General features: G+C 40.9%; 9 protein-coding genes. 5 read left to right on the top strand and 4 right to left on the bottom strand.

The features are described 5' to 3' along the window. The first annotated feature begins 18 nt into the window (after window positions 1–18). The 3 genes from J1N51_RS13510 to J1N51_RS13520 are packed head-to-tail and all read left to right on the top strand — an operon-like array spanning window position 19 to window position 2055. A complete protein-coding gene (locus J1N51_RS13510) occupies window positions 19–645 on the top strand; it encodes an elongation factor P hydroxylase (protein WP_208831772.1) in 627 nt (208 codons plus the stop codon). Beyond that, the gene (locus J1N51_RS13515) at window positions 629–1771 is read left to right on the top strand and encodes an ATP-NAD kinase family protein (RefSeq protein WP_208831773.1); all 1143 of its coding nucleotides are present in this window, start codon (window positions 629–631) and stop codon (window positions 1769–1771) included. The genes J1N51_RS13510 and J1N51_RS13515 overlap by 17 nt, the downstream gene beginning before the upstream one ends. Then, window positions 1771–2055 (top strand): YfcL family protein, encoded by a 285-nt coding sequence (locus tag J1N51_RS13520; RefSeq protein ID WP_208831774.1) that lies wholly within the window; start codon window positions 1771–1773, stop codon window positions 2053–2055. The genes J1N51_RS13515 and J1N51_RS13520 overlap by 1 nt, the downstream gene beginning before the upstream one ends. A 57-nt stretch (window positions 2056–2112) precedes the next feature. On the opposite strand, the gene J1N51_RS13525 is transcribed toward J1N51_RS13520, so the two are convergent. From J1N51_RS13525 to nhaB, 4 genes are all read right to left on the bottom strand, one after another. Further along, window positions 2113–5889 (bottom strand): EAL domain-containing protein, encoded by a 3777-nt coding sequence (locus J1N51_RS13525; protein WP_208831775.1) that lies wholly within the window; start codon window positions 5887–5889, stop codon window positions 2113–2115. 285 nt (window positions 5890–6174) lie between these two features. Continuing rightward, entirely contained in the window at window positions 6175–8358 is a 2184-nt protein-coding gene (locus J1N51_RS13530) for a S8 family peptidase (protein WP_208831776.1), read from the bottom strand. 233 nt (window positions 8359–8591) lie between these two features. Beyond that, entirely contained in the window at window positions 8592–9122 is a 531-nt protein-coding gene (gene dsbB / locus J1N51_RS13535; RefSeq protein WP_208831777.1) for a disulfide bond formation protein DsbB, read from the bottom strand. 5 nt (window positions 9123–9127) lie between these two features. Then, window positions 9128–10711: a sodium/proton antiporter NhaB gene (nhaB, locus tag J1N51_RS13540; protein WP_208831778.1), complete on the bottom strand. Its 1584-nt coding sequence runs from the start codon at window positions 10709–10711 to the stop codon at window positions 9128–9130. A 202-nt stretch (window positions 10712–10913) separates the two neighbouring features. On the opposite strand from nhaB, the gene fadR reads away from it, so the two are divergent. After that, window positions 10914–11627 (top strand): fatty acid metabolism transcriptional regulator FadR, encoded by a 714-nt coding sequence (fadR, locus tag J1N51_RS13545; protein ID WP_208831779.1) that lies wholly within the window; start codon window positions 10914–10916, stop codon window positions 11625–11627. A 110-nt stretch (window positions 11628–11737) separates the two neighbouring features. Beyond that, window positions 11738–12091: a DUF1289 domain-containing protein gene (locus tag J1N51_RS14800; protein WP_208831780.1), complete on the top strand. Its 354-nt coding sequence runs from the start codon at window positions 11738–11740 to the stop codon at window positions 12089–12091. The last annotated feature ends 23 nt before the right edge of the window (window positions 12092–12114 follow it).

Consider the following 12114-nt stretch of genomic DNA (forward strand, 5'->3'; position numbering starts at 1 on the left):
AGTTTAAAAGTCATCGATATGTTGCCGTTATCAGACAATCAACAACAAAAGCACAGTGTCCAACAGTTAATCGAACTCTTTAATCTAACTTTTGAAAAGGAGTTCAATGTTCGGTTGGTGAAGGGCCAAGACGAGCCCATTTATCTTCCTGCTGGCGCTGGAGAAGGTAGCATTAACGCCAAGCCATATGCACAAGTTGTGTTTGCTCATGGTTTTTTTGCGAGCGCTTTGCATGAGATTGCCCATTGGTGTTTGGCCGGCGCCGAACGTCGTACCAAAGTTGATTATGGCTACTGGTATTGCCCTGATGGTCGTACCGCTGAGCAACAGGCTAAGTTTCAACATGTTGAAATAAAACCTCAGGCCATAGAGTGGGCTTTATGTGCAGCCGCTAATTTTACCTTTAGAGTGAGCTGTGACAATTTATCCGGTGATGAGCACGGCCAACAGCCAGACCGCTTTGGCTTTGAGCAAGATGTACAAAAACAGCTTGAAGGTTATTTACAACAAGGCTTTCCAGCAAGGGCGAGACAATTTATTGACGCCTTAGCAGAACATTACGGTCAGTCGACTCCGCTTAAGTTAGACGCCTGTTTGGCAGTGTTAAACAGAAAAGAAGAGGCTATTCATGACGCAGCAGCGTAAAAAGTTTCGTCTAGGTATCATTGTAAATCCCTTAGCTGGTATAGGTGGCGCGGTTGCATTAAAGGGCTCTGATGGCTCTGAGACAGCGCAATTGGCATTGTCTAAAGGTGCTGTACCTTTGGCAAATGAGCGAATAAAAGTCGCTTTACACGAGTGTCTAGAATTGTTGCAAGACGTTGATGTTTATACAGTATCTGGTGGAATGGGCTCTGATTTATGCCAGTCATTGAATATTGACCATCATGTCGTTTATGACACGCAGGGCGATATAACCACAGCAAAGGACACTGAGACTGCGGCCCGAGTGTTGTCAGAGCTTGATATGGATTTAATTTTATTTGCTGGTGGCGATGGAACTGCTCGTAATATCTGTGCTTCGGTTAGTGAAGGGGCAACGGTGCTTGGGGTTCCGGCTGGCTGTAAGATTCATTCAGGCGTCTATGCAATTACTCCTAAAGCGGCTGGTCGCATTGTAAAAATGATGATCTCCGGTGAGTTATTATCGTTGCATGAAGCCGATGTGATGGATATTGACGAAGTTTTATTTCGCCAAGGCATCGTAAAAGCAAAACGTTTTGGTGAGTTAAAAATCCCTGCCGAGCTACGCTATGTACAAAACGTCAAAATGGGCGGTAAAGAATCCGATGAGCTTGTATTACAGGACATTGCCGCACATGTTATTGAAGAAATGGAAGAAGAGACTCTATACGTAATGGGCTCTGGAAGCACAGTAGAGTTTTTAATGGAAGAGTTAGGTTGTGATAATACGCTGTTGGGTGTCGACGTTGTGCTTGATCATCAAGTTATCGCATCTGATGTAACTTCGTCTGAGTTAATCGAGTTGACCAGCGGTAAAAAAGTTAAGTTGGTGATCACCCTCATCGGTGGGCAGGGCCATATTTTTGGTAGAGGCAATCAGCAGCTTTCTCCTGACTTTATAAAAAATATCGGTCGCGAAAACATTATTGTAGTGGCGACCAAAACTAAATTAAAAGCATTGAACGGCCGCCCTTTGATAGCCGATACGGGAGACGCAGAGTTGGACAAAGCCTTATCTGGCCCAATTGAGGTGGTTACCGGTTATCATGACATGGTCGTTTATCCAATAGGCTACGAGGAGTTATAGTGGTTGATTTAGAGCAGTTAAGTGACGACGCACAATTATATTTTGATGGTTTTGTTGCGGAAGGTACGGACGATGAGCTATTTGCAAGTGGCTATTTACGCGGTCACGTTGATTTGATTATCGGTACGGCGATGGTGCAAGAGTCAGAGCTTTCGTTAGACGAGTTTGTTGATAACGTTGAAAGTAGCGTAAACAAAGCGATCAAAAATGGTGAATTAGAGCAGGGTGATATCGAAACTGTAAACACAATGTTGAACAGTCTAATTAAACACTTAGCGGCGTAACATAGCTAAATCCAAGAGACTAAAAAGGGACCTGACGGTCCCTTTTTTTGTTTTAATTTAACCAATCAAATCTAGCTTCCAGGTTGCTTTTTCTTTGAAGTCTTCGGTTACAAAGTCAACAAATTCACGCACTGGTAAAGGGCGGCTAAAGAAGTAGCCTTGGATGTATTTACAGCCATAGCTGTCGAGTACCCTAAGCTGTTCTAACGTTTCAATACCCTCAGCCACGACATTTAACTGCATGGTTTCAGCCAGTAGCATGATGGCTTTAACGATAGCTGCATCGTTTTCACTCTGGTCTACATCCATGATAAATGAGCGATCAATTTTTAATGTATCAATTGGGAATTTCTTCAAGTAACTCAGTGAAGAATAACCGGTACCAAAGTCATCAACCGCAATCGTTACGCCCATGTTCTTTAATTGTTGAAGACGTTCAATGTTATCCTCAACATCAGACATGACGGCACTTTCTGTTAACTCCAGCTCAAGTAAGTTACTAGGCAACCCAGTAAGCGATAGGGCGTTTTTAACCTTGTCTACTAGGTTAGTTTGTTTGAACTGGACACTCGATACGTTAATCGAAACCTTTAGGTTTTCGATTCCTTCATCGTGCCATTGTTTGGCCTGGAAACAGGCTGTTTGTAAAATCCACTCACCCAATTCAACAATTAATCCAGACTCTTCAGCGATTGGAATAAAATCAGCCGGAGAGACAAAGCCCATAACTGGGTGATTCCATCGGATCAGAGCTTCGGCTTTAGCGATACGATTGTTAAATAAATCAACCTGAGGTTGATAATACAGCTCAAATTCTTGGTTTTTCAGTGCATTGCGCAGGTGTTCTTCGAGTTGTAATCGCTCAAATGCTTTTTCATTCAGCTCATTGGAGAAGTACTTAAAGGTTCTACGGCCTTCTTCTTTTGCTTGGTACATTGCAACATCAGCGTGTTTCATCAGTTCTTGCACCGTCAACCCGTTTTCAGGATACATAGCAATACCAATTGATGGTGTGACAGACACTTCATATCCGTCAACCATAATAGGTTTGGATACGCTATCTATAATACGCTGTGTGACAACTGTAGTTTCTTCTGGGTTATCAATATGACTCAAAAATACCGTGAACTCGTCGCCACCGAGACGGGCGATTTCGTTTTTGAAAGACTTTACGTCGTAATTACGCGCGACAAAGTCACTATTACGGACGCTGTGTCTTAAGCGCTCTGCAACCTCTTTTAAGACCTTATCACCAAAGTTGTGACCTAGGGTGTCATTAATCCGTTTAAAGCGGTCTAGGTCAATGAACATGACTCCTGCGTTATAGTTTCCGCGTTTGGCCAGAGATAAAAATTTCTCCATGCTCTCATAGAAACTTTGACGATTAGGCAAGCCAGTTAGACTGTCGAAATAAGCGAGTTTATGCAGCTTGCGCTCTTGAGATAATTGCCGCTGGATTTTCAACTGTTGTTGGCGAACCAAGATTAAAAATATCGCACTGAAAATGACAAAGTAAGTTAAGTACGCGTACCAAGTGCGCCAAATAGGTGGCAACACTCGGATTGGAATGGCAAGCTCGTCGCTCCATTCACCGTCGTTGTTACTACCTTTTACTTTTAAGGTATAAAAGCCATCATTAAGATGAGACAAAGCAATGTGGTTGTTTGTTCCTAGATCGCTCCAAACCTCAGCCACACCCTCCAACTTATACTTGTAACGGTTGTTTGAAGGCTTTGTGTAATCTAGCGCTGCAAACTCAAAATCAACAACGGTTTCACCGTGTTGAAGCTCTAAAACTCCATCTTCTCTGAACAACTCATGTATCGGACGTATATTGTTCGATTGGCTAAATTTAGTCAGGCGAATTGGTGGCTTATAGGTATTAATCGGAATTTGGTCAGGTAAAAACGTGTTAAAACCGTTAGCGCCACCAAAAAACATTCGGCCATCACTGGCCTTAAAAAACGCACCAGAGTTGAAGTCATTGCCCTGTAAACCATGGCTGGTGTTAAAGTTTACCGAGCTTAGAGTATAAGGGTTGAAACGTGTTAAACCCTTAGAATGAGAAATCCAGATATAACTGTCATCATCTTGCAAAATACCATAGGTAAAATCACTGGCCAGGCCTTCGTTACTACCAAAGTGTTGAAAAACGACTTCACCCATAGCGAGTTTCTCTTTATCGAGTCTTGCAATGCCGGCGTCTGGAGTTGTCATCCAGATATACTCGTCTGTACTTAATAATCCAAACACAGAGTTAGATTGAAGAGATTGTGGATTAGTTTGATTTTTGAGGAACGCTTGAGCTTTTTTCGTTTTTCGATCAAATTTTACTAGACCACCGTGGTGGCTAGCAAACCATAATGCACCGTCATTATCTTCAATAATATCAACTATTAATGTGGGAGGAAGGTTATCACCAGAGTCTACATAATTGTCCAGTCTTTCAAATACAGAATTTCCATTTTCGTCAAAGTGATGGAGGATTACTCCACCACCCCACGTGCCTATTGCTATAGTTCCGTCTTTTAACTCCTTAAGACGGCTTATACCATTAATGGTAGTTGCTTTTTCATCGCTATAGTTTGCATCATCAACTCTTAGGCCTATTTCATTGACAAAATGTTTATAATTGTCAGTGCCTAACTCTCCTCTGTATAGTCCATTTTTCAGTGTACCAACCCAAATATTATTGTGGCGATCAACTAATAGACTTGGAACGATAGACGCAATTATTTCTTTTAGCTCAACCGCTAAGAAAAATGGTTCAGCACTACCATCAGGTAAAAATTTAGTAATTCCCCCGCCGAAAGAGCCAATATAAAAATTACCATTTTTATCCTCAGTGAAGGAAATTGTGTGTTCACTTTGAATAACGGGGTAGCTTTGCTTATTTATGTGTTGAAATGATGGGAATTTCGCATTCCAATAACTTATTCCATTTTGTGTACCTACCCACATCACGCCTCCTTCATCTTGTGTGAGGACCCGTACTTGATTGTTTACCAGAGAGTTTGCAGCGAAATCAAGCTTGTTATGAACAATAATTGATTTGTTTGAGTAGCTGTATTCACATATTCCTTTATTAGTAGCAAGCCAGAGTTTCTCTGTTATATTTCCTGTAATTTGGTTAATTTGAAGGGAGCAATCCGTTTCAATTTCTTTGAAGATATTTGAAAGTCGTTTAGAGGTAGGAGAAAAGGAAAATAGTCCCTCACTACTCGTTCCTATCCAGATATTATCTTCTTTGTCTAAAAATACATCTCTGGGATGACTTTCAGGCCAAGAGGTAATATTTTTACTAGAAAAGTTGATAAAAAGATCTGATCCAAAACTTTTGTAGAACACACCATTACTTTTAGTAACAATGACTATGCTTCCATTGTCGTTTGAAGAAAAACCTCTCGCGATACCTTCGAATGAACCATTGTTGGTTCTTAATTCAACACGCTTTAATTTATTATTTTTATTTTCTAAAATAAAAACACCTGATTTGGATGTCAGAAACCAAATGTTATTATTTTTGTCTTCCATAATATCGATGACGATATCATTGAAGTCATGTTGAAGTAATTGAGGAAGATCGAAGTGCTCAAAAGAATCAGTTTCTGGTAAATACATGCTTATGGATTTTCCAGATGCAACCCAAATCCTACCTTCCGAGTCAGTGTATATTTTATTAATCCAATCACTGACACCAAATTTTTGCTCGAATTTTGAGAACTGATAGACAGTACTGTTATTCCCATCAAATTTAACGAGTCCCCCCTGAGTACCAAACCACATGAATCCAAGCTTGTCTTGTTCAATAGCGTTGATTGTTGGGTGTGGCAACGTAACTGAGTCTAGTTGCGAAAAAAATATTTTAGTTTTATTGAAAGCCTCATTACCGATAGCGGCAGTCGAAGAGAAAAATAGTCCTGATATGACGATAGTAGTTAGTTGTATAAGATTTAGTATTTTTGATTTTACATTGAGAAAAGACATACGAGAGCGATAAATCAACTTTATTATTATACCAATGTTATATCATGTTGATTGTTGTAAGTCACATTTTATAGAGATGTGGATGCGTGAAAAAAGCACTGACTTGCAGTGCTTTTAGTTTGGTCTCTATTTTTAGTCGAAAACGACCCAGTTCGTTTTAACTCGTGAGGGAGCTTCTTTGTCGTAAAAGATTAACCCTTGAGTAGACGACTTTGTTGAGCTAGGAGCTTCTTTGTCGTAGAAGATTAATCCTTTAGTATTAGCTTTTGTTGATGATGGTGCTTCTTTGTCGTAGAAAATTAAGCCTTTAGTCTTAGACCCAGATGAACTTGGTATTTCTTTATCATAAAAAATAAGGCCGTTCGACTTAGATTTAGTTGAAGTCGGTACCTCTTTATCATAGAAAATAAGCCCCTTTGATTTTGGTTTTGTAGAAGTTGGTATTTCCTTGTCATAGAAAATCAACCCCTTAGAAGCCACAAAATCGTCGATCATATCTTGGTCAGTTGAGCCATCCCAAACATAGTCTTCGTTGTGTACTAGGTAGTACTCTTGTGTTTCTTTGTTGTAACGAGCTGGGCCAATGTAGAAACCGTCAAGGTTAGCTAGTTGCTCTTCAACGTCGATGTTGCGGTTAGCACAGCCTTTGTATTGACTAGTTACAGCAGCAAATGCATCAACTAGACCTGCGCCTTGGCGGAAGATGCTGTAAAGTAACTCTTCATCGTCTGTTTGGGCCATACGAGCTGTTGCCATTAGTCGACATTTAACGTCGTCTGGGCTCAAATCAGGTTGCTCTTGCAGCATTAATGCAACAATGCCGGTTGTAACAGCCGTCGCTTGCGAAGTACCTGACATAGAGAAATAGTTATACTCATCACCATACATGCCATAGTTTTGCATTAGGAACGAATCCTGACCTACAAGACCTTGCATGTGAGCGCCTGGAGCAACGATTTCTGGCTTGATGAAACCAGCGTGCGTCGGACCTGAGCTTGAGAAAGACGCCAACATATCGTCGCCGATGTTGTAAGGCGTGTAGTTATCAGTTGTAGCGCCAACAGTGATGATGAACGGGTTGTTTCCTGGTACGCCAACAGTAAGAGCATCTGGACCTGTGTTACCAGCTGACGCAACGACAGTGATGCCTTCTTGCCAAACTTTAATTAAAGCGCGGTTAATTGGGTCGAAGTTATAAAGAGACTGTACTTCAGAGCCAAACGATAAATTTAACACCTTGATGTTTAGTTCATCTTTGTTTTGAAGAACGTAATCAATCGCTGTCAAAATATCGGCATATGTAGAGCTGCCTTCACCATCAAACGCTTTGATAGAGATTAGGTCAACATCTGGTGCGATACCGTTGTAAGAAAGGGTAGCGTAACCTTCGTCTGTTGTCGTTGACGAGCTGTTAGCAATTAAGCTAGTTACATGAGAACCATGGCCATACTCGTCTTCAAGTACGTCAATAACGCTTACGCGGTGGATATTACGTTGCTCGCCGTAAGTGTTGTACTCTAGCTGTTCAAAGCTATCTAGACCTGAGTCGATAACTGCAACACCAACACCACGACCTGTAATACCAACTTGGTGTAGTTGATCAGCGTTTACCTGAGCAGGGAAGTAGGTATCACGGTTTTCACCACGGGTTACTTCTTCCTTAACAGAGTTCATTGCTACTGTTTCACCGCTCATTAGGTTAAAGCTAATACGGTAGTCTTGGTCATTGACGTTTTGTAAATCGTCAAACTTCATAGTTAGCTTTAATTTTTTACCTGGTTTTACTTCAACTGGCTCATCGAAGTAATAAGTGATGTGTTGACCAGTTACTTTTTTTGCAACTAACTGACCATTCACTTTTAACTTTTTAAGTTCACCGTTTTCGGCAGGCCAATCAATTGCAACGCTATCAACAAAACCTGTTTCTTTAGTGCGGTTTTTGGCAACCCACACCGCTTTTTTCTTGTCGGTTTTGAAGCGGATTGGTTGGCTGTTTTGCCACTCATTCGACTTTGAATTTATTTGTACTTTTGCATCTGAGAACATACGGATCAGTGGGTTTGTCTTTTTGATCGCAGAAACTTGTTCATCTGTTAATAAGGCAGAAATTGCCGGAATAACGGCAAAGTCGTGTACAACCTTACCACCGATTTTGTTGACCAAAGTGATCATTGACCCTTTGCTTGCACCCTGCAAGATGTATGCGTTTGTTGGCTGGTAGCTCTTCATGCCAGTCAAGGCGATGACTGAGGCCACAAGACTTACTACAGCAAACACCAAACTCCATTTCTTATTGCTTAATCTTGGTAAAAACATACTGATGTATACCCTTTTTTTATTATTGGATTAAATTTAAAGCAGGTTTCATGCCAGTAACATTATGAGAAATTAGACAAAATTCTGACGTTGTGAAATTTGTTTTAATAAAAGTAGTGTTTTTACCAAATATAGAAAAAATAAGGTGTTAGAGGATATTTATAACAAAAAACCAGCGGCAATAGACGCTGGTTTTGATTTTTTAGGTTTATCGCGGTCAAACGACAATGTCGCTATAGTCCCCTGACTTTAATTAGTCGTGCTCCAATACAGAGTACAGCCATCAGTAAGTAGCCGCCAAAAACAACAACCATCCACTGTGGCATGGACAAGCCTAAAAACAGCCAATCTATGTCACCACAGGTGCCTCTTGGCTCAAATACCGAAGGCAACCACTCGTGGATAGGCATCCAGCTTGGATAATTTGGGAAAACATCACAGCTCATTAACAACATGAAGTTATCGGGATTTTGCATTCGAACATGTTCGATGGCGAGTTTTAACCCCCACACGCTAGCTACAAGCCATGCCAATAGGCTGCTTACTCTCAAAATACGCGAAGATGGGTTGATTAGGGCCGGAATAGTTGCAAACAATATTCCTGCAACCGCTGTGCGTTGATAGACACACATAATGCAAGGCTCTAAGCCCATTCCATATTGAAAATATAACGCGATAGCTTCAAACGTAAATGCTGATGCTGCTAATAACAACCATGGCCAGCGAGATGCTGGCCATGATGAAAGAGTGTGTACTACTGACATGTCTATTAGTGACCTGAGCTGGTTGCTTCACCCAAGCCAGTATGGTGCTGGATGTAACCGTGATCGTACAACCATGCTGTCATATCATTTAAGCCGTAGTAGGTCATTAAAATACCGACAATAGACAATACAAGTGTATACGGTATAGCCATGAATACCATGCGGCCGTATGACAATCTAATTAACGGTGCAAGTGCAGATGTTAATAAGAACAAGAAAGCCGCTTGACCGTTTGGCGTTGCAACAGAAGGTAGGTTAGTACCAGTGTTAATTGCAACAGCAAGCATATCGAATTCATCGCGAGTGATAACACCATTTTTAAGAGCAGCTGCAACTTCGTTGATGTATACCGTACCAACAAAAACGTTATCACTGACCATGGAAAGAAGGCCGTTAGCAATAAAGAACATAACTAGCTTAGTCGTCCCTTCAAAAGTCAGAACCCATTCAATTACAGGTGCGAACAACCCTTGGTCAACAATTACTGCAACGACAGCAAAGAACACCACTAGTAGAGAGGTGAATGGTAATGCTTCTTCAAATGCCTTACCTAATGCGTGCTCATCAGTAATACCCGCAGCAGAGGTTGCTAAGATAATAATTGATAGACCAATTAAGCCAACGGTAGCTAGGTGAAGTGCTAAGCCAATAACTAGCCAAACTGCAATAACACCTTGTGACCAAAGCTTAACTTTGTCACGTTTAGTCATTTTTGCGTCGTTGTCTGCATCGTAGTCCATAAGGATCAGGCGAACTTGCTCTGGTAACTCTGCGCCGTAAGAGAATATTTTGAACTTCTCTAAACAGTAAGTCGTTAATAGACCAGCTATTAATGCTGGAATTGTGATAGGAGACATACGGATTGCAAATTCAACGAATTGCCATCCAGCACGTTCAGCAATAACCAAGTTTTGTGGCTCACCAACCATAGTACAAACACCACCAAGTGCAGTACCAACACCAGCGTGCATCATAATGTTTCGCATGAACGCGCGGAATTGCTCAAGATCTTGGCGCTTAAGGTGGTCTAAGTGGTCATCGTCCGTGTGGTCGTGATCGATGTGATGAAATTGTTTTCCAGAGGCGACTTTGTGATAAATCATATAGAAGCCAGTAACAACGGTAATGATTACGGCAACAACGGTTAACGCATCTAAGAAAGCAGACAAAAATGCAGCCGCAAAAGTAAATGAAAGCGACAGAGCAATTTTAGAGCGGACTCTCAATAGCATCTTTGTAAAAGAGTACATGAGTAACTCTTTCATAAAGTAGATACCAGCAACCATGAATACCAACAACAAGATTACGCTTAAGTTAGCTGAGATTTCATGTTCAACGTGGCTTGGCGTTGTCATACCAATTGCAATTGCTTCAATGACAAGCAACCCCCCTGGTTGCAGTGGGTAACACTTTAGCGCCATAGCTAAGGTAAAAATAAACTCAAGTACTAATGCCCAACCAGCAATGTATGGGTCAATAGCAAATAGTATAGGGTTGATAATAAGACATGCGATAATGGTTAACTTGTACCATTCTGGCGAATTGCCTAAGAAGTTTTGATAAAAAGCACTCAATGAACTTTGTTGCATTGTTCCTAGCCTTCCTTATGATTTTTTTTAGAATTTTAGTTCTTATTTGAAATTTAATGTACTAAAAATGCAATTGAATTCATAATCATTTAACGGTTTTTTAAGAAAATATACTAGTAAAATTAGCGTTAAATTGATTGGTTGTGCAAATCAAACCTTCTGGTACAATCAGTTTTAATTATTCCAGAAACGAAGTAGTTACATGAAAATAATAAAGGCGCAGAGCCCAGCAGGGTTTGCCGAAGAATACATTGTAGATTCAATTTGGAACAACCGCTTCCCTCCAGGTTCTATCCTGCCTGCAGAGCGTGAGTTGTCAGAATTAATCGGTGTTACTCGTACAACATTGCGAGAAGTATTACAGCGTTTAGCACGAGATGGATGGTTGACAATTCAACATGGTAAACCAACCCGAGTGAACAACTTTTGGGATACTTGTGGCGTCAACATTTTGTCGACTTTAGCAAAGTTGGATATCGACGGTGCCGTCGATTTGATTGACCAATTATTGTCCGCTCGAACAAATTTGAGTGCAATATATATCCGTGGTGCGATTAAAAACAATCCAGAAAAAGTGATTCAACTCGCTAAAGAAGCACTAGAGGTTGGTGACGATCCTCAACAGTTTGCTGATGTCGACTATCGATTGAACCACGAATTAGCCCACGCTTCGGGTAATGCGATTTACGTGTTAGTTCTTAATGGCTTTAAAGGTTTCTGGGAAAAAATCGCAAGTTACTACTTCTCTCATGATGAAGCACGAGAACTTGCTAAAGCCTACTACGCTGATCTCGTTCGATTTGCTGAAGCCGGTAAACACGATGATTCAATTTATATGATCCGTAAATACGGTATCGACTCTGGCAAAATCTGGCAGAGAGTTCGAGAAGAGTTTCCGACAGACTTAATCGAATAGAATAAGAAAAACAGAAAAAAGCACCTCTAAGGTGCTTTTTTTTGTTGTCTAGCATAGGCTTAGGTATAGACCAGATTGCATAATTGCTGAGCGTTTAATACACTCGATATATGCCGCAATTAGAAATGTTTCAGATACCGAGTCCGTGTATTGGGATTTGCCAAAATGGTCCCAATGGCTACTGCTATGGTTGTTTTAGAAGTCGAGATGAGCGGTTTTATTGGACCAAGTTAGAAGACGAGCAAAAGCGCCATGTTATAAAGCTTTGCAAAATGCGCAAAAGACGTTGGCTTGCCAAACAAGAAGAGCGCCGTATCGAGGCTCAAAACTTACCTGCAGATGGTCATCAGGTCTCAAAACACTCAACTCAAGAGTTGTTTTCTTCAAACACTTCAGATAACTCCTCCATCGACCAGGACGGGCAAAGTTCCTTCGATATGTTTGGCTTTGATGAGCCAAAATAAAAGTTCAAATAGAAACTGTTTAA

The sequence above is a fragment of the Psychrosphaera ytuae genome, assembly GCF_017638545.1.
Classification (GTDB): domain Bacteria; phylum Pseudomonadota; class Gammaproteobacteria; order Enterobacterales; family Alteromonadaceae; genus Psychrosphaera; species Psychrosphaera ytuae.